The organism is Alkalihalophilus sp. As8PL (assembly GCF_040939795.1).
Taxonomy (GTDB): domain Bacteria; phylum Bacillota; class Bacilli; order Bacillales; family Bacillaceae_D; genus Alkalihalophilus; species Alkalihalophilus lindianensis.
Window position 1 is genome coordinate 3,111,352 of the sequence record NZ_CP162551.1, and the last position, 26,502, is coordinate 3,137,853.

Genomic DNA, 26,502 nt, shown 5'->3' on the forward strand with positions numbered 1-26,502 from the left:
AATGGTCTTGAAAAAACAAACAGTCTGGTTGTTAACAATGCTTAGTTTAATTGTGGTATTATCTGCGTATTACTTAATGACCCCGGGGCAAACAACAGATGATGTAGCATTTGTTGAGGATCAAGAAGTAAGTGAGGCACAGCAGGAAACTGGGGATTCGGAAGATGTCGTGGTCAATGTTGTCGAAGAGTTTGAAAAGGTTGATGAGGCTGGAGAAGACATTGGTACAGAAGTGAATTCAATGAGTGGTAGTGAATTTTTTGCGACGATGCGCATGGAGCTTCAAGAGAATCGCGATCGTATGGCAGAAGAATATACAAAAATCCGTGCAGCTAGCGATGTGTCTGCTGATAAAGTAGTAGAAGCACATGAGAAGAGCATGGAGCTACTAGCATTATCTCAACAAGAATCAATGCTTGAAACGTTAATTAAAACAAAAGGATTTAATGATGTACTTGTTATGTCTGAAGGTCAAGAAGTTAAAGTTATTGTGCAAGCAGAAGAATTAACAGGGGCCCAAACAGTTGAAATTATGGATATGGTAACAGATCAACTTGGAAATGGAAAAAGTGTGGTCGTAAGTCACGAATAATAGTAAAGACATCAGCTACTAATCTAGCTGATGTCTTTTTGCTTGAAATGAATGTTCTAAAGAAAAAAGTATTGAACATCGTCAAAGAGGTGCAATGGGAAGGGGAGCATGATATAATACGACAATGTAACTTGAATATGAGGAGCGATTTTACATGGAATGGACGGATTTAACAGAAGGTGCCAAGGCGGTACTTGAGCAAACACGCAACCTGAAAAATGATAATATCCAAATTGTTGAGTTTGAAATTGGGTTTGAACAACACGTCGATAATGAAGAAGGTCATTCATATACGGTATCAATCCAAGAAGAAGATTATCAAAACTTAAAAAAATATACTCAAGAAAATGAGTACGGCGATAAATTCCATATGGCTAGGAATAAAGATATTGTTAAAATTATTCTTCTAGAAGATGGGAAGATTCCTGAGAACCTTTCAGAATTCCCTGTATTCCGCCAATACAAAAAAGAGGCGCTTATTACAGAAGAATCAGAATCTCAAACAGAAAGTGCTCCAGAATAAACCATCTAAACTCTTTTATTCTAAAAGGATAGAGGAGTTTTTTTGTTTGCGGCGAATACATTCCTGTATTATCAGAACACTCCCGCAAATTGAAGAATTTGAAGGGAGTATCTTGAAACGGTATGATATAATATAAATGATGCTATGTAACAACATGCTTCACCCTTTAAAATGATGTGAGGGTGCTAGTAAGAAAAAGGAGAGTACATATATGTTAAAGGTACAAGAGATCAAGGAATTAATTCGTGCAATGGACCAATCTAGTTTAGATGAAATGAAATTCGAACAAGACGGAACAAAAATTGTTCTTAAAAAACAAGTAGCTGAAGCAACGACAGGACAAGCTTCTGCACCAACACCAGCGCCAGTAACAGAGGTGAAACCAGAAGCACCTGCAAAGGTAGAAGCGGCTGAGCAAGCACCTAAACCGATTGCAAAAGAAACGAAAGAGGAATCAAACCTTCATACAATCACTTCACCAATGGTAGGTACTTTTTATTCTTCGCCTTCACCTGATGCAGATGCATATGTAAAAACGGGTGATTCGGTTGAAGAAGAAACAGTGGTTTGTATTGTTGAGGCAATGAAGTTAATGAATGAGATTGAAGCAGAAGTAACAGGTAAAGTGGTCGAAGTGCTAGCTCAAAATGGAGAGCTCGTAGAATATGGACAACCATTATTTGTCGTAGAACCTAGCTAAATAATAGGAGTGGGGATAGTATGATAAAAAAATTATTAATTGCCAACCGAGGAGAGATTGCGGTTCGAATTATTCGAGCTGCTCGTGAGATGGATATTGAAACCGTTGCCATTTATTCAGAGGCTGATAAGGATGCTCTGCATGTACGTTTGGCTGATGAAGCTTATTGTATTGGGCCGACACCATCAAATAAGAGCTATTTGAACTTTACTAACATTATGAGTGTTGCTACTTTAACTGAATCTGATGCGATTCATCCTGGATACGGCTTTCTAGCGGAGAATGCTGATTTTGCTGAAATTTGTGCGGCTTGTAAAGTGATTTTTGTTGGTCCAAGCCCACAAGCTATTAATAAAATGGGAACAAAAGATGTAGCGCGAGATACGATGGAACAAGCAGGTGTGCCTATCGTTCCTGGTTCAGACGGGATCGTTGAAGATGCCCAAGCGGGTATGAAAGTTGCAGATGAGATTGGCTTTCCAGTCATTATTAAAGCAACAGCTGGTGGTGGAGGTAAAGGAATTCGAGTTGCACGCACACCAGAAGAACTAAAAAAAGGAATGAACATTACTCAACAAGAGGCAGCAACTGCTTTTGGAAATCCAGGCGTTTATATTGAGAAGTATATTGAAGATTTCCGCCATGTAGAAATTCAAGTTCTTGCTGATAACCATGGTAATGTGGTTCACTTAGGTGAACGCGATTGTAGTATTCAGCGACGATTACAAAAATTACTAGAAGAAACACCATCTCCGGCCATCTCACCTGAAAAGCGTGCTGAAATGGGAGAAGCAGCTGTTGCAGCAGCAAAAGCGGTTAATTATTCTGGTGCTGGTACAGTTGAATTTATTTATGATCATAATACAGGCGAATTTTACTTCATGGAAATGAATACAAGAATTCAAGTTGAGCATCCTGTCACTGAGATGGTTACAGGTGTTGATCTAATCAAAGAACAAATACGTGTAGCAAGTGGGGAAAAGCTATCCTTTACTCAAGAAGAGGTAACGTTTAATGGCTGGTCGATTGAATGTAGAATTAATGCTGAAAACCCTTCTAAAAACTTCATGCCTTCACCAGGGAAAATAACAAGTTATTTAGCACCTGGCGGATTAGGAGTTCGTATTGATTCAGCGGTATACCCTGGTTATGTTATTTCACCATTTTATGATTCTATGGTTGCCAAAGTCATTACGTATGGTGCAACACGAGAAGAAGCTATTGGCCGTATGAAACGTGCGTTAGCTGAATTTGAAATAGAAGGGGTAGAAACAACGATTCCTTTCCACTTGAAGCTCCTTAATCATGAAACATTTGTATCTGGAGATTTTAATACAAAGTTTTTAGAAGAGCATGATGTTATGGGAGTTAAAGCAGTTACTAAATAAATGATTTGGAGGAATGGATGATGAATGAAAATCACATTCTAGAACTTGAAGATCAAAAATCTGAGCTTGGAACAGTTGAGATCTCACCTGAAGTAATCGAAGTTATTGCAGGTATTGCTGCCTCAGAAGTTGAGGGTGTAGCGACGATGCGTGGGAATTTTGCAGCAGGTGTGGCAGAAAAGCTTGGCCGCAAAAATCATGGTAAAGGCGTGAAAGTAGAACTAGATGAAGAGGGGATTACTGTTGATGTCTCAGTTGTCATCTCTTATGGCGTTCAAGTGCCAGAAGTGGCAAAGTTGATTCAATACAATATCAAACAAGCCCTACAAACAATGACTGCTATTGAATTACAAGCAGTTAATGTTCATGTTGTAGGAGTGCAATTTGAAACAACAGAAGTTATCGACACTGATGCACTTTCATAGTTTCTAGGAAGAGCGACCAAGATCCATTTCTTGGTCGCTCTTCCTCATTTACTGCTTCATTAATAAAAATATTCATAAATCAAAGGAAAGAATATTGTGAAAACGAAGGTTTGGGTAGACTAAATTCTAGATTGTTCTGTTTTCATGAAAGGTGTTATGCTATTATCAACATATATTAATGACTTATAAAGGGGTAAGAACTGAATGAATCGAAGAGTGGCACGATTACGAGCAGCACAAGCACTATATCAAATGGATTTAACTAATTCGGATATAGAAAGTGCGATAGAAAGTGTATTAGATGATAACGAAGAACAAAGTGAGTTTTTTAAACAGTTGATCTATGGTACAACAGAAAAAAGAGAAAAAATTGATGAAACAATATCAGTTAATTTAAAAGGGTGGACAATTTCTAGAATGGGGCATGTGGATCGAGCAATTATTCGCATGGCGATGTTTGAGATGCTTGAAGTAGAAGATATTCCTGTAAATGTAACATTTAATGAGGCGATTGAGTTAGCTAAAGCTTTCGGTGGAGAAGAGGCTGGAAGGTTCGTAAATGGAGTTCTCTCCAAATCAATTGAAACATTAAACCTCGATCGTAAAAGAAATTAAAGACATCTATTAAGGGAGTGGAAAACATGAGCGCAGCATTATTGAATGGGAAAGAATTAGCAGCTAAAAAAAGAGAAGCAATGAAAAAAGAGGTCTCAGCTTTAATTAAAGGTGGGACAACTCCAGGACTTGCCGTTATTTTAGTAGGTGACAACCAAGCTTCCCAAACATATGTAAGGTCGAAACAAAAATCATGTGAGCAAATTGGTATTCATTCGGTTTTAATCAAATTACCAGAAGAGACAACAGAAGAAACATTACTCACTGAAATTGATCGTTTAAATGAGGACCCTACAATTGATGGCATCCTCGTTCAACTACCACTCCCTCCACAAATACAAGAAAGAGCTGTTATAGAGAAAATCACCCCATCAAAAGATGTCGATGGTTTTCACCCGGTAAATATTGGTAAGATGATGACCAAAGATAAGACGTTTCTTCCATGTACGCCATATGGCATTGTTGAAATGCTTAAAGAAGCGGATATCACGATCGGTGGTAAGCATGTAGTTGTGATAGGACGTAGTAATATTGTCGGCAAGCCAGTTGGACAATTACTTCTAAATGAAGATGCAACTGTTACATATTGTCACTCTCGTACAAATGACCTTGCTACCTTTACAAAGCAAGCAGATATTTTAATTGTGGCGATTGGTAAGGCGAAATTTATTAAAGCTAGTGATGTCAAAGAAGGCGCCGTAGTTATTGATGTTGGCATGAATCGTGAAGATGGAAAATTATGTGGGGATGTGGATTTTGAGGAAGTGAAGGAAGTAGCTTCTCATCTTACTCCTGTTCCTGGCGGGGTAGGACCAATGACCATTACAATGTTGCTTGAAAATACGATTCAATCAGCAAAAGACCGTACATAAAGGAGGTCTTTATGAGCGTAAAAGACATTGTCTCAGTATCGCAGTTAACTCGATATATAAAAGGATTAATGGAACATGATCATCTTTTGACGGATGTGTGGATTCGTGGTGAGATATCTAATTTTAAATTACATAGTCGCGGCCATATGTATTTCACTGTTAAAGATGCGCAATCACGCATTCAAGGAGTCATGTTTGCTGGTCATAATCGTTATTTGGCTTTTAAACCTGAAAATGGAATGAAGGTTTTAATACGTGGTGAGATCAATGTATACGAGCCTTATGGTCAATACCAACTTTATGCTAAAGAGATGCAGCCAGATGGTATCGGAAGTTTATTTTTAGCCTATGAAAAACTAAAGAAGAGCTTGGAAGTTGAAGGTTTATTTCAAGAAGAGCGGAAAAAGCCGATTCCACGTTTCCCTAAAAAAATCGCCATTGTAACCTCTCCAACAGGGGCTGCGATTCGTGATATGTTAGCAACTGTTAAGCGAAGATATCCTCTAGTACAAATTACCCTTCTGCCAGTGCTAGTCCAAGGGGATGACGCTCCAGCATCCATTGTTCATGCCATTAACCAGGCAAATGCAATTAATCAGTTTGATACTCTAATTGTTGGTCGAGGCGGAGGATCTATTGAAGAGTTATGGGCATTTAATGATGAAGCTGTTGCAAGGAGTATTGCTCAATCAACCGTTCCAGTCATTTCAGCTGTAGGACATGAGACGGATTTCACAATAAGTGATTTTGTAGCTGATCTTAGAGCACCTACCCCTACAGGAGCAGCAGAATTAGCTGTACCGGATGTAGGAGAATTACTTCAAACAAAACAAGCGTTACATAATCGTCTCACTCGTCAAATGAAACAGCAGGTAAATGATTATCATTTACAGCTTACCCGACTCAATCGTTCATATGCCTTTCGGTATCCAGGCCAACTTATTAGGCAGAAAGAACAAGAGCTAGATGCACAATTAGAGAGATTACGAAGAAGTGCAGATAGGCTATTTACCGATAAGGTGAAAAAGCATCAACAACTTGCAAAAGACTTAAAAAGGCTTCACCCTAAGCAACAACTCAACCAGGCAAAAGAGACTCTTGATGATAAAAGGTTGCGTCTGAAGCGAGAGGTCATGCAACAGTTATCTTCAAAAGAGCAACGCTTTAAACATGTACTTAGTGAGTTAAATTTAGTTAGCCCACTAAGAATTATGGAACGTGGTTATAGTCTAACGTACCTAGAAGGTAGTAAAGAGTTAGTGAAATCTACAAAACAAGTAGAAGTAGGGTCGAATGTGGAAGTGCGGGTGACAGACGGCATTATTTTTTGTCAGGTTGAAGATAAAAAGTCAAATCAAGATTCGTAGAGCAGAGTTTGTGAAATGGAGGAGTTAAAATGGCAAAATCAACAGAAAAGAAAGTAGATGAGCTTAGCTTTGAAGACGCAATGGAGCAGCTAGAAGTAATTGTAGAAAAGCTTGAACAAGGAGATGTACCCCTTGAAGAAGCAATCTCCATGTTTCAAGATGGCATGCAACTTTCAAAAGACTGTCATAACAAATTGACGAGTGTTGAAAAGCAAATGGATCAAATTCTTCATGCAGATGGTGAACTTGAGGAGACTGATTTTCAGGAGGAGGAAGAGTGAACGAACAATTAAAACAGTTAGTTACTGAATACAAACAGTTAATTGACACAAAGCTTCCTTTTCATATCGAAAATTTAAAGACCCCCGATACATTAAAGCAAGCGATGATTTATTCATTAAATGCGGGCGGGAAGCGAATTCGACCAGTTCTATTACTAGCTACTTTAGATGGGTACAATAAGCCTGTAGAAGATGGCCTTGACTTAGCATGTGCGATTGAAATGATCCACACATACTCTCTTATTCATGACGACTTACCTGCAATGGATGATGATGATATTAGAAGAGGACAACCTACAAATCATAAAGTTTTTGGTGAGGCGATGGCGATATTAGCCGGAGATGCCCTACTTACATATAGTTTTGAATTAATAACTAAAATGAATTGTGCACTAAGTGAGCCTTCAAAAGCCCTTACTCTGATTAGAGAACTTGCTCATGCAAGCGGACCAGAAGGTATGGTGGGTGGTCAAGTTGCAGATATGGAAGGCGAGAATCGTATGTTAAGTGTTGAAGAGCTTGCAGCCATCCATCATCATAAAACAGGTGACTTGCTTGCTTACTCTATTTTAGCAGGCGCTATTTTAGCAGATGCAAGTGCAGAGGACTTAGAAAATTTAAGGGAATTTGCGATAGAGTTAGGTTTATTATTCCAAATCAAAGATGATATTCTCGACGTTGAAGGAGAAGCAGAAAAAATTGGTAAGCCTGTAGGAAGTGATGATGGCAATAATAAAAGCACTTATCCTAGTTTACTTGGGCTAGATGGGGCAAAAAAAATGCTTGACGTGCATACTATAAAAGCAAAAGAATATCTTAGTAATGTAACCATGAATAAAGAAATGCTTCTTGCTTTAACAGATTATGTCATCAGTCGAGACCATTAACTGGAAAGGTCCGGACTTCTTTTCCATTGAGCTTCTTATCTAGTACATGTTATAATGATGAATACCGAGAGTGGTGCAGTATTCTAGTCAGTCCTCCATACTTGAAGGCGGGGCTAAAAATCCGCCAAAGGGCACATCGATGAAGCTCCTTGTCTTGGCTTGAGGCGCCCAGCTTTGGGTCTTGATTGGGAGAAAAGGTAGTAGGGCGATCCACAAAGGCATGTGGGCGATGACCCTCCTACTGTGGAGGCCTTTTGCTCATGCCATGTTAGAACATGGTTTTAAGAGCAAAAGGTATGAACCTGCATAGGCAAACTAGGGAGTTTGTCTGCAGCGTAGCCTGCCTTGAGTGGAGTCAGAGGGGATTATGGATATGTGTTCTTTTCATTGTCGGCCAACAATGAGAAGTTCTTACCATATGAAATCTGCTCTGCAAAAGAGGATAAAAGAATGGCTCGGGACTGTTGAGGAAATCTCCTAGACTGTTCGATAGACATTTAAAGAGGATTACAGTGTAGACTAAGTGGTAATCTAGTCTGGCGTTTGGTGACAGCGCTAAATTCAGCATAATGGGAAACCACCATTGCGGCGACGCGTGGGGCTGAGTTGGGAAATCCTACTAGACCTAAGCTACAGAGTTTACTCTTTAAATGACCACTCCATTATTATATGTTAGATACATAACTGAGTATAAAGGTGATACAGATACGAATATGAAACCTCTATTGAAATCGATACATTGGAGTTTGGGAATTGCCGTTATCACACTAGTGTTAGCGGCTATTTTTTCAGTTATATCCACGTTTGTTTTGAGTGGAGTAACTTGGGCTGTAGGAATGATCATTGTTCTTATTATTGTCTTTTTTGGGGTGTTTTTTGATACAATCGGTGTAGCAGCGACAGCTGCAAGTGAAAAGCCCTTTCATGCAATGGCATCAGAGAGATTAAATGGTGCAAAGCAAGCAGTCCTCATTACACGGAATGCAGATAAATTCGCCAACTTCTGTAATGATGTAATTGGTGATATTTCTGGTATTATAAGTGGTACAGCATCGGCGTATGTCGTACTGCAATTGTCTATTCAATTAGGGTATGGTGAAACCTCAATCCAACAATTTTGGGTTTCCGTCTTATTTACAAGTGTTATAGCAGCTTTGACGGTAGGTGGAAAAGCCATAGGCAAAACGATTGCTATTCATTATGCAACCCCGATCATTTACCAAGTAGGTAGATTGTTGTACCTTTTAGAGGTAAAATTAAATATAAAAGTTTTTCAAAGCAATGGGAAAAAACAAAAAAAGACAAAATGACACGAAAGTGAGGGTTTCTGCATGAAGCTAGAAGAATTTAAAAACCCGAGCGTATTAAAAAATTACTCAAAACAAGATATGGCTGATTTAGCAGAAGATATTAGAAGCTTTTTAATTGAAAAGCTTTCAGTAACTGGGGGACATCTAGGCCCTAATTTAGGCGTAGTTGAATTGACATTAGCGCTTCATCAACTATTTGAAAGTCCTAAAGACAAGTTTTTATGGGATGTAGGGCATCAAGCATACGTTCATAAGATCTTAACTGGACGAGCAGATCAATTTGATCAATTAAGACAGTATAAAGGTTTATGTGGGTTTCCAAAACGTAATGAAAGTGAGCATGATGTCTGGGAAACTGGTCATAGCTCAACATCTTTATCTGCTGCAATGGGTATGGCTGTAGCTCGTGATCTTAAGGGAACGGATGAAAACGTTGTCGCAATTATTGGGGATGGTGCTTTAACGGGTGGTATGGCTCTGGAAGCGTTAAATCACATCGGTCATGAACAAAAAGATTTAATCGTTGTGTTAAATGACAATGAAATGTCGATTGCACCAAATGTAGGGGCTCTTCATAGTGTACTTGGACGATTAAGAACAGCAGGAAAGTACAAAAAAGCTAAAGAAGAGTTGGAACAATTAATCAAAAAAATCCCAGCTTTTGGTGGGAAGATTGCAACGACTGCTGAGCGTGTTAAGGATAGCTTAAAATACTTACTAGTCTCAGGTATTTTCTTTGAAGAAATGGGCTTTACATATTTAGGTCCTGTTGATGGTCACGATTTAGATGACCTTAAAGAGAACTTATTATATGCAAAGAAAACAAAAGGCCCTGTATTGATTCACGTTCTAACGAAAAAAGGAAAAGGCTACGAGCCAGCTGAAAATGATGAAAAAGGAACATGGCATGGTTTAGGACCTTATAAAATTGAATCAGGTGAAGTAGTGAAAAAGCCAGGCCCCCCAAGCTATAGTGGTGTCTTTGCTGAAACTCTTAAAAAAGTAGCTAGAGATGATAAGCGCATTGTGGCAATCACAGCAGCCATGCCAGGCGGTACAAAACTTGATGTGTTTGCTAAAGAGTTCCCTGATCGCATGATTGATGTTGGAATTGCTGAACAACATGCAACTACGATGGCTGCTGGTCTTGCCACTCAAGGGATGAAGCCTGTGTTTGCAGTCTACTCAACATTTTTGCAGCGTGGATATGATCAAATTGTTCATGATGTATGTCGTCAAAACTTAAATGTGTTATTTGCGATTGATCGAGCTGGACTAGTTGGTGCTGACGGAGAGACACACCAAGGGGTTTTTGATATTGCTTATCTACGACATTTACCAAATATGAAGATCTTAATGCCAAAAGATGAAAATGAATTACAGCATATGATTTATACAGCCACTCAATACAATGACGGTCCTATTGCGGTACGCTACCCTAGAGGAAATGGGTACGGTATAAAAATGGACGAGACATTAAAGGTACTACCTATTGGTAAGTGGGAAACACTTCACGATGGAAGTGAAGCCTGTATCTTATCATTTGGTACAATGCTACCAGTTGCACAAGAAGCAGCAGATCAATTAGCATCTCAGGGAATTTCAATTAAACTTGTGAATGCAAACTCAGCAAAACCGTTAGATGAAGAATTGCTTCATGAAATAGCAAAAGCAAATATGCCAGTTCTTACACTAGAAGAAGCATGTGTACAAGGCGGATTTGGAAGTGCTGTACTTGAGTTCTTCCATGATCACAAGTACCATTCTATGCAAGTAAATCGTATGGGAATTCCTGATGAATTTATTGAGCATGGCAGTGTAGGGCAATTATTAGAGGAAGTTGGTTTAACTAGTGCTGGAGTTGTTGAACAACTAACGACCATGTTGCCAAGAAAACGACAAAGGGCGTAAGGCGAATGGCAAAAAAAGAACGTGTAGATGTTCTCCTGGTAGAGAGAGGTTTACTTGAGACGCGTGAAAAGGCAAAGCGATCTATTATGGCAGGTCTTGTCTTTACAGGAACAGAACGAATTGATAAAGCTGGGTTGAAAATCGATTCAGAGGCTCCATTAGAAGTAAAAGGAGTGGTGATCCCCTATGTAAGTCGAGGTGGATTGAAACTTGAAAAGGCCATTAAAGTTTTTAATTTAGACTTAAAAGACAAAGTGGTTCTAGATATTGGTGCCTCTACGGGTGGATTTACAGATTGCTCTTTGCAAAATGGTGCAAAGAAAGTATATGCGTTGGATGTAGGCTATAATCAATTAGCTTGGAAGATCCGTCAAGATGAGCGTGTGATTGTAATGGAACGTACAAACTTTAGGTATGTAAAACCTGAAGATTTAACAGAAGGTCTTCCTCAGTTTGCTACCATCGATGTATCGTTTATCTCGTTAAAAATCATTTTACCTGTGTTGAAAACGATGTTAATGCGTGGAGGAGAAGTAGTGGCTCTTGTGAAACCGCAGTTTGAAGCAGGGCGCGAGCAAGTAGGAAAAAAAGGGATTATACGTGAGCCTTCTATCCATAAAGAAGTGCTAACAAAAATGACTTCATTTGTACAAGCAGAAGGATATAACATCGAAGGAATTGACTTTTCTCCCATTCGAGGGGGAGAGGGCAATATCGAATTTTTAATGCATTTAAGTTATGAATCAGATTCTTCAAGCCCTTTGAGTCATTTACCTGAAGCAATTGATGAAATCGTCAAACGAGCTCACGAGCAATAAAAGCTATCCAAGAAAAAGAAGGGAGGTATTCCTTCTTTTTCTTTTGATTAAAGCGTTAAATATCAGGAAATTATGGGTACTAGTTGTATAATCATTCAAAGTTGTGGATAATGAAGATAAATGGACAGAAATAGGTGGTAACGATGAATAAAGGGCAACGTCATATTAAGATTCGCGAGATCATAGCGAATCATGAAATTGAAACTCAAGATGATTTAGTTGAACAACTTAGAGCAGAAGGATATTCCATCACTCAAGCAACAGTTTCAAGAGATATAAAAGAATTGCATTTAGTGAAGGTTCCTATGCTTGATGGGCGTTATAAATACAGTTTACCTGCAGATCAACGATTTAACCCCTTACAAAAGTTGAAAAGAGCATTAATGGATAGCTTTGTCAGCATTGATCGTGCAGATAATATGGTTGTTATGAAAACTCTTCCCGGAAATGCAAATGCCATTGGTGCTCTAATTGATAATTTAGATTGGCCTGAGATCATGGGGACCATTTGTGGCGATGATACAATCTTAATTATTTGTAAACATAAAGAAGAGGGACCGGCAGTAACAGAGCGATTTTTAGAGATGTTGTAAAGGTGGGTGGTGTGAGATGTTAATTGAATTATCAATCAAACATTTTGCAATCATTGATGAATTAACAATTCCCTTTGAAAAAGGCTTAACTGTATTGACCGGTGAGACGGGAGCTGGAAAGTCAATCATCATTGATGCAATTGGATTATTACTTGGAGGTCGTGGCTCAGCGGAATTTGTTCGTCATGGAGAAAAGCGGGCAGAGATTGAAGGGCTTTTCAGTATTGAAAGAAGGCATCCTATTGTAAAGAAAGCAATAGAATTAGGTATTGACGTTCAAGATGACATGTTTGTACTCCGGCGTGATATTACAGCTCAGGGTAAAAGTATCTGTAGAGTGAACGGAAAATTGGTTACACTTGGTATATTAAGAGAAATAGGTAGTGCTCTTGTTGATATTCATGGACAACATGAACATCAAGCTCTTCTTCAAGCTGAGCACCATCTGGGCATGCTCGATAGTTATGCAAAAGTTCCGTTAGGAAATACAATGACGGAATATAAGCAGCTGTATGAGCGGGCTAATCAATTAGAAAAGCAAGTTAAACACCTAAGCCATAATGAACAAGAGATGGCACAAAGAATTGATTTGCTTACATATCAATTAAATGAAATTAATGAAGCTAAACTTGAACCTGATGAGGATCGTTCTTTAGCAGAGGAACGATTTAAGCTAGCTAATAGTGAAAAGCTTTTTCAATCACTAAAGGATAGTTATGCCAATTTATATGGGGATGGAAAAGGATTAGATTATTTAATGAATGCGATGATGCATCTTGAAGAAGCTGCATCTGTTGATAAAAACTTACAATCCTTACATGAAACGATAAGTAGCTGTTATTATGTAATTGAAGAATCTACATATGCGATTCGTGATCAAGTGGATAGCGTTGAATTTGATCCAAACCGTCTAGATTTTATTGAAGCTCGTTTAAACGACATTCAACTTTTAAAGAGAAAATACGGGGAAGATGTTGAAGAAATATTAGAGTATGCATCTAAGATCGAAGAGGAGCTTGATACCATCCTTCATAAAGATGATCGAGTCCTACAATTACAAAAAGAACTTGATATGGCATGGCGTGATCTATATGTAGAAGCTAAAGCTATTACGAATATACGAAAGAAAGCTGCAGAAAAGCTGACAAAAGCCATTCATAAGGAACTAAAAGCGCTGTATATGGAAAAAACAGTGATGGAAATTCGAATAGAAGATCGTACTCCCACTAAAAATAGCCCGATGATTGATGGCAAGTCAGTCTCGTTTGGTCTCGATGGAATCGATCAAGTTGAATTTTACATCTCTACAAACCCTGGCGAGCCTATGAAGCCACTTTCAAAAACAGCTTCTGGAGGAGAAGTTTCAAGAATTATGCTTGCTCTAAAGTCTATTTTTCAAAGTCATCAACAAATTACTTCTGTTATTTTTGATGAAGTGGATACAGGGGTTAGTGGGCGAGTCGCACAAGCAATTGCAGAACGAATTCACTCAATTGCAGTAGGATCTCAAGTACTCTGTATTACACACCTACCTCAAGTAGCAGCCATGGCAGATACTCATTTATACATTGCTAAATTTGAAAAAAGTGATCGTGTAAAAACATCTGTAACTCCACTTGAAGTAGATCAAAAAGTGGATGAATTAGCTCGAATGATATCAGGCGTTGAGGTGACTGATTTAACAAAACAACATGCAAAAGAGTTACTTGAACTTGCAGAACAACTAAAGGAACCAGTATAACAATTATGTCTTGAAAAGCTAGCCAATTGAGGGTAGCTTTTTTCTTTTGCGAGCTGTTATAAATGTTCTTCTAGAAGGCAACATTAGTAATACAGCCATCATGGAGGTGTGGGCTAGAGCTAGGAGAGTGAAGTGAGTGAGAGGCGATGCAGTAAGAAAAATGATTGGAATAGGATGTCTTCTGTTTCTTCTTAGCTTGGGTTTTCAAACAGCTCTAAAGGAGTGGATTGCAATTCCAACATCCATTACCGTATTTGAAGGAGAAGAAACAACACTTTATCAGACAAGTCAATTTAAGGGTGCAGTACCTGTAATGAGTAACCAACCAAATGTAGCATTTTCATTAAAAAATGAAGATCAAGGAAATGAAGTAACTATAACCGGAAATGAAGGCGGGCAAACGGAGCTTAGCATGGAAGTTGCCGGGTTTCCGGTAAAGCACATCGATGTTAATGTACTTCCAAAAATTGAAGTTATACCTGGTGGCCAATCAATAGGGGTAAAACTGAATACTGAGGGTGTCCTTGTAGTTGGACATCATTTAGTTCAAACAAAAGAGGGCGATGAATCACCTGGGGAAGATGCGGATATTTTAGTCGGTGATATGATTACCCGCATTGATGGTCATGATATTCAACGTATGAGTCAAGTGGCTGAATATGTACAAGCTGCGGGTGAGGAAGAGCGGGCTCTAACGATAACAATAAAACGTGATCAACAAAGTTTTACAAAGGAATTAACACCTCTAAAAGCACAAGGGGAACATTCGTATCGGATGGGATTATATATAAGAGATTCAGCGGCAGGAGTTGGGACATTGACTTTTTATGATCCAATTTCCAAAAAATATGGTGCGCTAGGTCATGTGATCTCAGATGTTGACACTAAAAAACCTATCGTGGTTCACGATGGTCAAATTATTCGATCTTCTGTAACAGCTATTGAAAAAGGTAGTAATGGGGATCCTGGTGAGAAGCTTGCGAATTTTTCGCAACAACGCGATATTCTAGGTTCAATTGAGAAAAATAGTCCTTTTGGAATTTTTGGGACATTAGCTAAAGATTCGATCAAGAATAATATTCATGATGAAGAAATGCCAGTAACATTATCCAGTCATGTAAAAGAAGGTCCGGCGAAAATTCTAACCGTAGTAAATGGTGAGGATGTAGAAGAGTTTGACATAGAAATTGTCAGTTCAGTGCCACAAAAACAACCAGCTACAAAAGGAATGGTTATAAAAGTAACTGATCCTAAATTATTAGACGCAACAGGAGGCATTGTTCAAGGAATGAGTGGAAGTCCAATTATTCAAGACGGGAAACTAATTGGGGCTGTGACTCATGTTTTTGTCAATGACCCTACGAGTGGATATGGTTGTCATATTGGGTGGATGCTGCAAGAAGCTGGAGTCTTAGATCATATTCAACAAAAAGCCAAAGCGAGTTAATATTCGTTTTGGCTTTTAATATTTCCCTTTTTTCTAGAAAAGATGGGGGACTTTATTAGTAAGTTATGATAAGCTGATATAGAAATAAAGATTATTCGACATTTGAAGAAGTAATAACTAATTAATTATCGAATATGGTCGAAAACAGGAGTAAAACATAGCAAAACTAAGTAAAACCGAAAAAATCGATAAATTCACAAAAAAATAAAAAGGATTATCACACTCGTTGTCGAAAACGTAATCTATGACAAATTTACAGGAATCAAGGAGGTTGTATTGTGCAAAAAATTAAAGTGTGTATTGCTGATGATAATCGGGAGCTAGTACATTTATTAAATGAATATATTTCATCTCAAGAAGATATGGAAGTGGCTGGTGTTGCTTTTAATGGACAAGAATGTCTTTCTTTGGTTGAAGAAGAACAACCGGATGTGTTGGTTTTAGATATTATTATGCCCCATCTAGATGGATTAGCAGTACTTGAGCGTATGCAGCAAGCGGGGTTACGTAAAAAACCGAATATCATTATGCTGACGGCATTTGGACAAGAAGATGTAACGAAAAAAGCGGTGGATCTTGGTGCTTCATACTACGTCCTTAAACCATTTGACATGGAAGTGTTAATTTCAAACATCCGTGATATTGGTGGAACGAAGCGTTCATTTGTTCAAAAGTCATCGAGCTCTTATTCTTTTGCACAATCCAATCATGCAGATAGAGGTTTTAACCTTGATGCAAGTATTACAAATATTATCCATGAAATTGGTGTGCCTGCGCATATTAAAGGGTACATGTATCTCCGCGAAGCAATTACGATGGTATACAATGACATTGAGCTACTAGGATCAATTACAAAAGTACTTTATCCAGATATTGCGAAGAAATTCAATACGACAGCTAGTCGAGTTGAACGTGCCATTCGTCACGCTATCGAAGTAGCTTGGAGTCGAGGGAACATTGAATCGATCTCGAGCTTGTTTGGATACACGGTCAGTCATACGAAGGCAAAACCTACAAACAGTGAGTTTATCGCAATGGTTGCTGATAAACTACGTATTGAACATAAGGTATCTTGAAAAAGTAAGAATCAAGGACCTAGCAAATAAACCGTAGCCTGCACTAGCAGGCTACGGTTTATTGTGTTTTCTGCTGGTATTTTTTCTAGAAATGCTCATACTAAGACAAACGTATGAGAGAGGGTTATGTGATGAGTAAAGTAATAATGGGACAGATTTATGAGCATAAACAAACCAAAAAATTAATTCATCATATTCCAAAGGGAGCAATTGCCTTTGTTTGGCATGAAGACCTCGATTGTGTCTCGGTAAATGGTTTAATTGATTGCGGAGTTAAAGCTGTTGTTAACGGATCTACCTCAATGACCGGGAGGTATGACCATTCAAACGTTCTTACCTTGCTTGAGGCGGGTGTTTCTGTATTTGATGTTGTGAACTTAAAAGCTAAAGATAAAATTCTTGAGGGTGAAGAGGTTCTGATCATTGAGAATACACTTTATATAAAAAAAGAAGGTGAATTTTGTGAGTTAGCTATGATAGCTCCTTATGATGAGGAGGTTATATTTCAATTAAAAGGGTTAGCCCGTGCTTCATATGGTCAACGCTTTGATGATTTTCTATCGAATACCATTCAATATGCCAAAAAAGAACAAATGAAATTTATCCATAACCCCATCCTACCGAATGAGTTAGAACTATTGAATGAAAAAGAAGTAGTAATTGTCGCAAGGGGTGGCAATTATGAAAAAGATTTAGCGTATTTAAAGAAATCATTTGTAAAACAGAAGTTAATCATTTTAGCTGTTGATGGGGCAGCTGATTGCTTGTTGAAAATGGGTATGAAACCAGACTTTATTATCGGAGACATGGATTCAGTTAGTGAAGACTCATTAATGTGTGGCGCGGTATTAATATGTCATCAGTATCAAGATGGTCGCTCACCTGCAAGTAAAAGAGTAGAGAGCTTAGGTTTGCCGTATCAACTTGTTTCTTTAATCGGTACTAGTGAGGACATGGCCATTCAAGCGGCCTTTTGGTCAAGAGCGAAACATATTTATTTGGTAGGATGTCGCTTCGGGATGAAAGACTTTCTTGAAAAAGGAAGAGCTGGAATGGCATCTAGCGTATTAACACGTATTCAAGCAGGCGATTGTTTGACCGATTTAAAAGGGATTCATAAGCTCAAACAAAATCGAACATTTGCATCACATAGATGGCTAAAGGAAACTGAGCAATCACTAAATGAAGTAATTGGAAAAGTATTGATTGAAGGAAAAGGATGGTTACGGAAAAAAGGAGCCTTACGACATGAATGATGTTTCAGTTATCATTCCTGCCTATAACGAGGAGGCAAGAATTGAACATACAATCAAAGCGATTCGTCATATACCAGGAATACATGAAGTGATTGTCGTAAACGATGGAAGCGTTGATGGGACGAGTAGGATTGCTCATTTCTATGCCGATGTTACCATCGATATAGAAAAAAATGTTGGTAAGGGGAATGCGCTTTTAGTAGGGTGGAAAATGGCTCAAGGTGAGTTGATCGCATGCGTAGATGCAGACCTAGAAGGAACTGCTAGTGAGTTAGAAAAGTTGATTGTTCCAATTAGAGAAAACCGAGCAGACCTAGCTATTTCTACGATTAAAACAGGTCAAAAAGCAGGATTTGGCCTCGTGAAAAGGCGTGCACAAGCGATTGTTTATAAATATACGGGAATGAATGTTATCTCCCCATTATCAGGACAAAGGGTATTTCGTCGTAAATGGTTATCCCTTCTGCTAGAACAAGAGTATAGAGGGTTTGGAGTAGAAATTAAAATGACAGTGGATTTTATATTAGCAGGAGCAAAAATAATCGAGGTGGAAACATGTATGGCTCATCGAGAAATGGGAAAGTCATTTGCGGGATTTTATCATCGGTTCAAGCAATGGATTGATATTGAGCGACATATGAAAGTGGTGCGAAAATGATTGTCTTATTACTTACCATTCCTATTATCGCTTATATCAGCATGATTGCCTTTCGCACATTAGGATGGACGGTTATTAATTATGAAGGTTACTCCGTTCCTTATAGTCTAGGTTCAGTCGTTTTGTACGGATATGCCACTTTTAGTGTGATCGTGCCAAGTGAAATGTCTTATATTGCTTTTTCATATCCTGCTCTTATGTATGTAGTTGGAATCTGGATACTTGGCTTCATAGATGATCGATACGGGTCAAAGGAGCCTAAAGGTCTAAAGGGGCATCTCTATTTTTTCTGGACAAAACGACTCCCAACTACCGGTCTAATAAAATTAATAGGTACATTTACTCTAGCACTACTTTTTGTCTATTACCTACAAGTAACTTCTTTATATGAAGCTGTCCGCTATTTCTTGTTATTAAGCTGGATGCCTCATATGATGAATTTATTCGATACAAGGCCACTGAGGGTGTGGAAATTGTCAACTTTGATTATTGTCCCGATGTTATTAAGTTACCCTGCTCCTGCTTTCTTTCTACTCATATACGGGCTTGCAATTTATTATTTGTTATTTGTCCTTGAAGGTCATCGTCAAGCACTGCTGGGTGATAATGGATCGACCGCAATGGGTGCTATTATTGCCTTAATGTTCATTCAATTTTCTCCCCCTTCTGTTCAGTGGGTTGTCCTATTCTTTGTGGGGATAATGATTTTTATTGCTGAAAGAATTTCATTTTCAAAAGTAATTAGTGAATATGGATTTCTACGGTGGATAGATGGCATTGGTGTCCCCTACCAACAAAAATAGACGAGAAAACCTTATTTCTTAAGGCTTTCTCGTCTTTTTTTAAATCGTGGAGCAATTTTCCCGTTTTTCTTATCTCTATAAAAAATAAAGCCGCCAATAAAGCTTAATCCAGCTAAAAATAAGATGAACCCGACAATAAATTGAATCGATAAATTCGGATAAGGTGTATTAACTAAAGTAAATATGGTATCTCGCATAAGTTTAATGCCATAACCAGCAATAACGGCTGGAATGACCATTATCATTAAAGCAATAAATCGTCCCATCATCAATCCTCTTTCATTAGTCTGACTCTCTTTATCTAATAGTAACGGAAAATGGACTTCTTGTACATGTTGGAGGTTGCATGTTCTTCACTTTTACGTAATAGTGGATAATAGAGAAAACGTTTTAATTAATATATTTTATAACGCACGACTGTCTTAGAATGAGGAGGGGTTGTATGAAAAACGTACTTCTTATCGGTGCAGGAAGAGGAGGCACAGCTCTTTTACACATGCTTTTAGAGATGGAACATATCGAAGTGTTAGCTGTTGTAGATATAGATCCTCATGCTTTAGGAATAGAAGTAGCGAAAAAGCATCAGATTAAAACAAGTCATAATTGGTTAGATCATTACACAGAGGAAATCGACATTGTATTCGAAGCAACTGGTCGAAATGATGTGTTGCAATCTTTAAGAGAGCATGTAAAGGAAGGCACGACGATTGTTCCTTCACGCATAGCAAGATTATTTTTTACTTTACTTGAAGAAAAAGATTTCTTGATCCAAAAGTTGAATCAACAGTCTTCTATTCAAGAAACGATATTGAATTCGACACATGACGGAATGATTGCTGTAAATGCAAAGTCACAAGTTTTGTTTTTTAATCAAGCAGCCTCTAAAATGTCTGGCATTCAATCAGAAGATGCAATAGGGGTTCATATTCAAGAAGTACTTCCAAGTAGTGGGTTACCAAGAGTAATAAAAAGTAAAAGAGAAGAACATAATCGTACGCAACGTTTTGAGAACGGTACCACAATCTTAACTACCCGGGTGCCAATGTTTGAAGAGGATCGTTGTATTGGTGGGCTTGCGATATTCAAAGATGTCACTGAAATCGTTGAAATGGCTGAGCAAGTGACCAATCTAAAAAGTATTCAAACGATGCTTGAAGCCATCATTCACTCATCAGATGATGCGATTTCAGTTGTAGATGAACATGGAAATGGGATCATGATCAATCCCGCATATTCCCGTTTAACCGGACTTAAAAAAGAAGAAGTAATTAATCAACCAGCCACTGCTGACATCTCAGAAGGAGAGAGCATGCACTTGCGTGTATTAGAAACGAGAAAGGCTGTTCGTGGTGTTCCGCTTAAGGTTGGTCCAAATAAAAGAGATGTCATTGTGAATGTTGCCCCTGTGATTGTGGATGGTGAGATTAAAGGCAGCGTGGGTGTGCTTCACGATGTATCAGAGATAAAGTCGTTAAATCGTGAGCTAAAGCGTGCTAAACGATTATTAGAATCACTTAAGGCAAAGTATTCATTCGATGAAATCGTGGGGTCCTCATCAGAAATGCAAGTCGCGATTGAACAAGCAAAAATTGCTGCTTCAACCCCAGTAACCATTCTTTTACGTGGTGAGTCTGGAACGGGTAAAGAGCTATTTGCACATGCAATACATAATGAAAGTAACCGAAGAAGCTTCCCTTTTATTCGGGTTAATTGTGCTGCATTATCAGAAACTTTATTGGAAAGTGAATTGTTTGGGTATGAAGAAGGTGCTTTCTCAGGAGCCCGTCGTGGAGGAAAGAAAGGATTGTTTGAAGATGCGGAACAAGGAAGTATTTTCTTAGATGAGATAGGGGAACTTTCAAGCAATATGCAAGCAAAACTTCTTCGTGTCCTTCAAGAAAAAGAAATTGTAAGAGTTGGCGGCACAAAGGCGATTTCAATTGATGTAAGAGTAATCGCAGCAACGAATGTTCATCTTGAGCGAGCCATTGTAAAAAAAGAGTTTCGTGAAGATCTATACTATCGCCTTAATAAAATGCCCATCTATATCCCGCCGCTAAGGGAGCGAGTAAATGACCTCCATCAATTGACGCAGCATCTCCTTACTAAATTGAATCAAGATTACGGGCGCTATGTTCACGAACTCACCAATGAAGCTCTTCACTATTTAAAGGCTTATCACTGGCCTGGAAATGTGCGAGAGCTTGAGAATGTACTAGCTAGAGCGATGATTTATATGGAAGCTGGGGCTACAAAGATTACAAAACAACATTTACCAATACTAACCGAAAAAGTACAAGCGCCCTCTCCACCTATGGGTAAGTTAAATGTTGATGAAAATAAAACGTTACAAGAAATGATGGAAGAGTATGAAAGGAATGTTCTCAAACAAACCATTGAACAATGTGGCGGGAATAAAACGGCAGCAGCTAAGCGATTAAATATATCGATACGCTCTTTGTATTATAAATTGGATAAAGCTAATATTGATTAATATTGCATGCAAATAATTGCGTGGTGTGATAAAATTTGCATGGTTGACCAAATGTGAAAGCTGTAAAGTGAAGAATAATCACCCAAAAATAGCTGTATTAGGTTGGCACAGTTTTTGCAATACTAATATGTAGTATGAACAAATGAGGTTTCATTTGTATTTGAGGAGGATGTAAGATGCAACTTTTTAAAGATATGGAATTTCACGACTATGAACAAGTCGTAGTATGTCAAGATAAATTATCAGGCCTAAAAGCCATTATAGCCATTCATGATACAACACTTGGACCAGCTCTAGGTGGAACTAGAATGTGGATGTATGACACAGAAGAAGATGCGTTTGAAGATGCACTACGTCTTGCTCGTGGAATGACATATAAAAACGCTGCTGCTGGATTGAACCTTGGTGGTGGTAAAACGGTTATTATTGGAGATCCTCGTAAAGATAAGAATGAAGAAATGTTCCGTGCATTTGGGCGATATATTCAAGGATTAAATGGACGTTATATTACGGCAGAAGATGTTGGGACAACCGTTCAAGACATGGACATTATTCATGATGAAACGGATTATGTAACAGGCATCTCACCAGCATTCGGCTCTTCTGGAAACCCATCTCCTGTAACTGCATATGGCGTTTACGTTGGTATGAAAGCTGCTGCTAAAGAAGCATTTGGTTCAGATGACCTTTCAGGTCGAACAGTGGCTGTTCAAGGTGTCGGGAATGTTTCCTATAATCTTTGTAAGCATCTTCACGAAGAAGGTGCAAACTTAATTGTGACAGATATTCATAAAGAGTCAGTTGATCGAGCTGTAAATGATTTTGGTGCAAAAGCAGTTGACGTAAATGATATTTACGGAGTAGAGTGTGATATTTTTGCACCATGTGCACTAGGTGCCATCATTAATGATCAAACGATTCCACAATTAAAAGCAAAAGTTATTGCTGGTGCTGCTAATAATCAACTAAAGGAAGAACGTCACGGAAACTTAATTCATGAAATGGGCATTGCTTATGCACCTGATTATGTAATCAATGCAGGTGGAGTTATTAATGTCGCTGATGAATTAAATGGATACAATCGTGAGCGTGCCATGAAAAAAGTAGAAGGTATTTACGAAAATGTAGCAAAAGTATTTGAGATTGCTAAACGTGATCACTTACCAACCTATAAAGCTGCTGATCGTATGGCTGAAGAAAGAATTGAACGTATGCGTCGCTCTCGTCGTCAATTCCTTCAAAATGGACATAGCATTATTTCACGTCGATAAAACTGAGTTTGAAATAAAGGAGTGAATAGGATGGCTGAAGAATATGATCTTGTCGTACTAGGTGCAGGGACTGGCGGTTACGTAGCCGCCATCCGTGCTGCTCAACATGGCTTGAAAGTGGCTGTAGTTGAAAAAGGAAAGCTTGGTGGCACCTGCTTACATAAAGGATGTATCCCTAGTAAAGCATTACTTAGAAGCGCTGAAGTATATGAAACAGCCAAACGTTCAGATGACTTTGGTGTAGTAACAGGTGATGTATCACTTGACTTTTCTAAAGTACAAAAGCGTAAGGAATCGATTGTTGAGCAATTACATCGCGGTGTTCAACACTTAATGAAAAAAGGTAAAATTGATGTATTTGAGGGAACTGGCCGTATCTTAGGACCTTCCATCTTTTCACCAACTCCTGGAACCATTTCTGTTGAAATGAGCAATGGGGACGAAAATATGATGTTGATCCCACAAAACGTTATTGTGGCAACAGGTTCATCTCCTCGAACCTTACCAGGTCTTGAAGTGGATGGGAACTATGTATTAACATCTGATGAAGCTCTTCAACTAGAAAGCCTTCCCAAATCAATCATTATAGTTGGTGGTGGTGTGATTGGGATCGAGTGGGCTTCTATGTTGAATGATTTTGGTGTTGAAGTAACTGTCGTTGAATATGGTTCTACAATTCTTCCGACAGAAGATAAAGATATTTCAAAAGAAGCAACGAAAATATTAAAGAATAAAGGTATTAAAATCGTAACGGATGCTAAGGTGATGGCTGATACTTTAGAAAAAGGTGATAGCGTTTCCATTAAGGCTGAAATCGATGGAAAAAAAGAAACATTTACTGCGGAGAAATTACTTGTTTCTGTAGGTCGATCTGCAAATGTGAAGGATATTGGACTTGAGAATACTGATATTATCGTTGAAAATGGTGTTATTGAGGTTAACAACTTTTATCAAACAAAAGAATCTCATATCTATGCAATTGGCGATGTAATTGGTGGTTTGCAGCTAGCTCATGTTGCTTCTCATGAAGGAATTATAGCAGTTGACCATATGGCACGTAAGAATCCTGAGCCAATTGATTATGATACGGTTTCAAAATGCATTTACAGTCATCCAGAAATGGCGAGTGTTGGAATCACAGAAGATGAAGCGAAAAAGCGTGGTCACAACGTTAAAATTGGTAGCTTCCCATTTAAAGCGATTGGTAAAGCGCTTGTATTCGGTGAAACCGATGGATTTGTTAAAATTGTTGTTGATGCAGATAATGATGACGTATTAGGAGTCCATATGATTGGACCGCATGTAACAGATATGATTTCAGAAGCTGCACTTGCAAAAGTACTTGATGCTGCTCACTTTGAGATCGCGCACACCATTCACCCTCACCCTACACTATCCGAAGTCATTGGTGAAGCTGCATTAGCAGTAGAAGGGAAAGCGATTCATTCGTAATATACTTCGTTTAAAGGAGGAAATATAATGGCTGAAAATCGTCATCAATCATTAGGCCTTTCCGATGAAAAGGTGCTAGAAATGTATGAAACGATGTTACTTGCTCGTAAGATCGATGAGCGTATGTGGTTACTAAACCGTGCTGGAAAAATTCCTTTTGTAATTTCTTGTCAAGGACAAGAGGCTGCACAAGTAGGGGCTGCATTCGCCTTAGATAGTGATAAAGATTACATCTTACCTTACTACCGTGATATGGGTGTGGTTTTAACCTTCGGAATGACGGCAAAAGACTTAATGCTCTCTGCTTTTGCAAAAGCTGAAGATCCTAACTCAGGTGGACGTCAAATGCCAGGACATTTCGGTCAAAAGAAAAACCGTATTGTTACAGGGTCATCTCCGGTTACGACTCAAGTTCCACATGCGGTCGGAATTGCACTTGCTGGAAAAATGCAAGGAGAGGATTTTGTAACCTTTACTACATTTGGTGAAGGTTCATCTAACCAAGGTGACTTCCACGAAGGTGCTAACTTTGCGGGTGTTCATAAATTACCTGTCATTTTAATGTGTGAAAACAATAAATATGCGATTTCGGTTCCGATTGAAAAACAATTAGCTTGCGAGAAAGTATCTGATCGTGCAATCGGATACGGTATGCCAGGTGTTACAGTAGATGGAAACGATCCACTAGCTGTTTATGCTGCAGTGAAAGAAGCTGCTGAGCGTGGACGTAATGGTGATGGTCCTTCATTAATTGAAACGGTTTCGTATCGATTAACTCCGCATTCTAGTGATGACGATGATCGTGCATATCGTCCTCGTGAAGAAGTAGAAGAAGCGAAAAAGCTTGATTCCATTCTTACATTTGCAGAATATTTACGTGAAGTAGGATTGCTGACAGATGAGTCTTATGAAGAGATGGAAAAACGAATTGCTAAAATTGTTAATGAAGCAACGGAATATGCTGAAAATGCACCATACGCTGATCCGGAAAGCGCAATGAATCACGTATACGCAGAATAGAGGGGGGGATTTCACATGGCAGTCATTTCATATATTGAAGCTGTTACATTAGCGCTTAAAGAAGAGATGGAGCGCGATGAAAAAGTATTTGTTCTTGGTGAGGACGTTGGTGCACGTGGAGGAGTATTCCGTGCAACGAATGGTCTTTATGAGAAGTTTGGAGAAGAGCGTGTAATTGATACACCTCTAGCAGAATCAGCGATTGCTGGTGTAGGAATTGGAGCAGCAATGTATGGTATGAGACCTGTTGCTGAAATGCAGTTTGCAGATTTTATAATGCCTGCTGTTAACCAGATTATCTCTGAAGCAGCAAAAATTCGATACCGCTCAAACAATGATTGGAATTGTCCCATTACAATCCGTGCACCTTATGGTGGTGGAGTTCATGGAGCACTGTACCACTCACAATCAGTTGAAGCGATTTTTGCTAGTGTCCCAGGACTAAAGATTGTAATGCCTTCAACTCCTTATGACGTAAAAGGCTTATTGAAAGCAGCAATTCGTGATGAAGATCCAGTTCTTTTCTTTGAACATAAACGTGCTTACCGTTTGATTAAAGGAGAAGTTCCTGAGGAAGATTACACACTTCCAATTGGTAAAGCAGATGTAAAACGTGAAGGTGAAGACATCACAGTTATTACATATGGCCTTTCTGTTCATTTTGCTTTGCAAGCAGCAGAACGTCTTGCTAGTGATGGCATTTCCGCACATGTATTAGACTTGCGTACCGTCTATCCGCTTGATAAAGAAGCCATTATTGAGGCGGCAAGTAAAACAGGTAAAGTGTTGCTTGTTACAGAAGATAATAAAGAAGGAAGCATTATGGGTGAGGTTGCAGCTATTATTGCAGAACATTGCTTATTTGATCTAGATGCACCTGTTCAACGTCTAGCAGGACCTGATGTCCCGGCGATGCCTTATGCTCCTACGATGGAGAAATATTTCATGATTAACCCAGATAAAGTTGAAAAAGCAATGCGAGAGCTTGCAGAATTCTAATCG

At 38.7% G+C, this 26,502-nt stretch carries 26 protein-coding genes; 25 read left to right on the forward strand and 1 reads right to left on the reverse strand.

Going from position 1 to position 26,502, the window contains the following annotated elements; genetic code table 11:
- Position 1: 1 nt before the first annotated feature.
- From AB3N04_RS17215 to AB3N04_RS17310, 20 genes are all read left to right on the forward strand, one after another.
- Positions 2-592, forward strand: coding sequence for a SpoIIIAH-like family protein (locus AB3N04_RS17215; RefSeq protein WP_368503851.1), 591 nt, complete (start codon positions 2-4; stop codon positions 590-592).
- Positions 593-746: 154 nt separating this feature from the next.
- Entirely contained in the window at positions 747-1,115 is a 369-nt protein-coding gene (locus AB3N04_RS17220) for a hypothetical protein (RefSeq protein ID WP_047974096.1), read from the forward strand.
- Between the two features lie 211 nt (positions 1,116-1,326).
- The gene (accB, locus tag AB3N04_RS17225; RefSeq protein ID WP_368503852.1) at positions 1,327-1,815 is read left to right on the forward strand and encodes an acetyl-CoA carboxylase biotin carboxyl carrier protein; all 489 of its coding nucleotides are present in this window, start codon (positions 1,327-1,329) and stop codon (positions 1,813-1,815) included.
- A 20-nt stretch (positions 1,816-1,835) separates the two neighbouring features.
- Positions 1,836-3,203 carry an acetyl-CoA carboxylase biotin carboxylase subunit gene (gene accC, locus AB3N04_RS17230; RefSeq protein WP_368503853.1) on the forward strand — a complete coding sequence of 456 codons (1,368 nt, stop codon included), beginning with the start codon at positions 1,836-1,838 and terminating at the stop codon, positions 3,201-3,203.
- A 20-nt stretch (positions 3,204-3,223) separates the two neighbouring features.
- Positions 3,224-3,628: an Asp23/Gls24 family envelope stress response protein gene (locus AB3N04_RS17235; RefSeq protein WP_368506085.1), complete on the forward strand. Its 405-nt coding sequence runs from the start codon at positions 3,224-3,226 to the stop codon at positions 3,626-3,628.
- Between the two features lie 204 nt (positions 3,629-3,832).
- Complete coding sequence (gene nusB / locus AB3N04_RS17240) at positions 3,833-4,243, forward strand: transcription antitermination factor NusB (protein WP_368503854.1); 411 nt, start codon at positions 3,833-3,835, stop codon at positions 4,241-4,243.
- Between the two features lie 26 nt (positions 4,244-4,269).
- Positions 4,270-5,115, forward strand: coding sequence for a bifunctional methylenetetrahydrofolate dehydrogenase/methenyltetrahydrofolate cyclohydrolase FolD (gene folD / locus AB3N04_RS17245; RefSeq protein ID WP_368503855.1), 846 nt, complete (start codon positions 4,270-4,272; stop codon positions 5,113-5,115).
- 11 nt (positions 5,116-5,126) lie between these two features.
- A complete protein-coding gene (gene xseA / locus AB3N04_RS17250; protein ID WP_368503856.1) occupies positions 5,127-6,482 on the forward strand; it encodes an exodeoxyribonuclease VII large subunit in 1,356 nt (451 codons plus the stop codon).
- Positions 6,483-6,511: 29 nt separating this feature from the next.
- The gene (gene xseB / locus AB3N04_RS17255) at positions 6,512-6,763 is read left to right on the forward strand and encodes an exodeoxyribonuclease VII small subunit (RefSeq protein ID WP_317122331.1); all 252 of its coding nucleotides are present in this window, start codon (positions 6,512-6,514) and stop codon (positions 6,761-6,763) included.
- Positions 6,760-7,650, forward strand: a complete 891-nt coding sequence (locus AB3N04_RS17260; protein WP_368503857.1) for a polyprenyl synthetase family protein — start codon at positions 6,760-6,762, stop codon at positions 7,648-7,650. The genes xseB and AB3N04_RS17260 overlap by 4 nt, the downstream gene beginning before the upstream one ends.
- A 713-nt stretch (positions 7,651-8,363) precedes the next feature.
- Complete coding sequence (locus AB3N04_RS17265; RefSeq protein WP_368503858.1) at positions 8,364-8,960, forward strand: hypothetical protein; 597 nt, start codon at positions 8,364-8,366, stop codon at positions 8,958-8,960.
- Between the two features lie 21 nt (positions 8,961-8,981).
- Positions 8,982-10,871, forward strand: coding sequence for a 1-deoxy-D-xylulose-5-phosphate synthase (gene dxs / locus AB3N04_RS17270; RefSeq protein WP_368503859.1), 1,890 nt, complete (start codon positions 8,982-8,984; stop codon positions 10,869-10,871).
- Between the two features lie 5 nt (positions 10,872-10,876).
- Positions 10,877-11,689: a TlyA family RNA methyltransferase gene (locus AB3N04_RS17275; protein ID WP_368503860.1), complete on the forward strand. Its 813-nt coding sequence runs from the start codon at positions 10,877-10,879 to the stop codon at positions 11,687-11,689.
- A 143-nt stretch (positions 11,690-11,832) separates the two neighbouring features.
- Positions 11,833-12,282 carry a transcriptional regulator ArgR gene (argR, locus tag AB3N04_RS17280; protein ID WP_368503861.1) on the forward strand — a complete coding sequence of 150 codons (450 nt, stop codon included), beginning with the start codon at positions 11,833-11,835 and terminating at the stop codon, positions 12,280-12,282.
- Between the two features lie 16 nt (positions 12,283-12,298).
- Positions 12,299-14,023: a DNA repair protein RecN gene (recN, locus tag AB3N04_RS17285; protein ID WP_368503862.1), complete on the forward strand. Its 1,725-nt coding sequence runs from the start codon at positions 12,299-12,301 to the stop codon at positions 14,021-14,023.
- A gap of 136 nt (positions 14,024-14,159) precedes the next feature.
- Positions 14,160-15,470, forward strand: a complete 1,311-nt coding sequence (gene spoIVB, locus AB3N04_RS17290; RefSeq protein WP_368503863.1) for a SpoIVB peptidase — start codon at positions 14,160-14,162, stop codon at positions 15,468-15,470.
- A gap of 278 nt (positions 15,471-15,748) precedes the next feature.
- Positions 15,749-16,546: a sporulation transcription factor Spo0A gene (gene spo0A / locus AB3N04_RS17295; RefSeq protein WP_368503864.1), complete on the forward strand. Its 798-nt coding sequence runs from the start codon at positions 15,749-15,751 to the stop codon at positions 16,544-16,546.
- A gap of 131 nt (positions 16,547-16,677) precedes the next feature.
- The gene (steA, locus tag AB3N04_RS17300) at positions 16,678-17,802 is read left to right on the forward strand and encodes a putative cytokinetic ring protein SteA (RefSeq protein ID WP_368503865.1); all 1,125 of its coding nucleotides are present in this window, start codon (positions 16,678-16,680) and stop codon (positions 17,800-17,802) included.
- Entirely contained in the window at positions 17,795-18,460 is a 666-nt protein-coding gene (locus AB3N04_RS17305; RefSeq protein ID WP_368503866.1) for a glycosyltransferase family 2 protein, read from the forward strand. Before steA ends, AB3N04_RS17305 begins: the two co-directional genes overlap by 8 nt.
- Positions 18,457-19,263, forward strand: a complete 807-nt coding sequence (locus tag AB3N04_RS17310; RefSeq protein WP_368503867.1) for a hypothetical protein — start codon at positions 18,457-18,459, stop codon at positions 19,261-19,263. Before AB3N04_RS17305 ends, AB3N04_RS17310 begins: the two co-directional genes overlap by 4 nt.
- Before the next feature lie 11 nt (positions 19,264-19,274).
- On the opposite strand, the gene AB3N04_RS17315 is transcribed toward AB3N04_RS17310, so the two are convergent.
- The gene (locus AB3N04_RS17315; protein WP_317122398.1) at positions 19,275-19,529 is read right to left on the reverse strand and encodes a DUF2627 domain-containing protein; all 255 of its coding nucleotides are present in this window, start codon (positions 19,527-19,529) and stop codon (positions 19,275-19,277) included.
- 176 nt (positions 19,530-19,705) lie between these two features.
- On the opposite strand from AB3N04_RS17315, the gene AB3N04_RS17320 reads away from it, so the two are divergent.
- From AB3N04_RS17320 to AB3N04_RS17340, 5 genes are all read left to right on the forward strand, one after another.
- Positions 19,706-21,757, forward strand: a complete 2,052-nt coding sequence (locus AB3N04_RS17320; protein WP_368503868.1) for a sigma 54-interacting transcriptional regulator — start codon at positions 19,706-19,708, stop codon at positions 21,755-21,757.
- A 176-nt stretch (positions 21,758-21,933) separates the two neighbouring features.
- Positions 21,934-23,028, forward strand: a complete 1,095-nt coding sequence (gene bcd, locus AB3N04_RS17325) for a branched-chain amino acid dehydrogenase (RefSeq protein ID WP_317122343.1) — start codon at positions 21,934-21,936, stop codon at positions 23,026-23,028.
- 30 nt (positions 23,029-23,058) lie between these two features.
- Positions 23,059-24,480, forward strand: coding sequence for a dihydrolipoyl dehydrogenase (lpdA, locus tag AB3N04_RS17330; RefSeq protein ID WP_368503869.1), 1,422 nt, complete (start codon positions 23,059-23,061; stop codon positions 24,478-24,480).
- A gap of 27 nt (positions 24,481-24,507) precedes the next feature.
- The gene (locus tag AB3N04_RS17335; RefSeq protein WP_368503870.1) at positions 24,508-25,500 is read left to right on the forward strand and encodes a thiamine pyrophosphate-dependent dehydrogenase E1 component subunit alpha; all 993 of its coding nucleotides are present in this window, start codon (positions 24,508-24,510) and stop codon (positions 25,498-25,500) included.
- Between the two features lie 15 nt (positions 25,501-25,515).
- Positions 25,516-26,499 (forward strand): alpha-ketoacid dehydrogenase subunit beta, encoded by a 984-nt coding sequence (locus tag AB3N04_RS17340; protein ID WP_368503871.1) that lies wholly within the window; start codon positions 25,516-25,518, stop codon positions 26,497-26,499.
- Positions 26,500-26,502 lie beyond the last annotated feature (3 nt).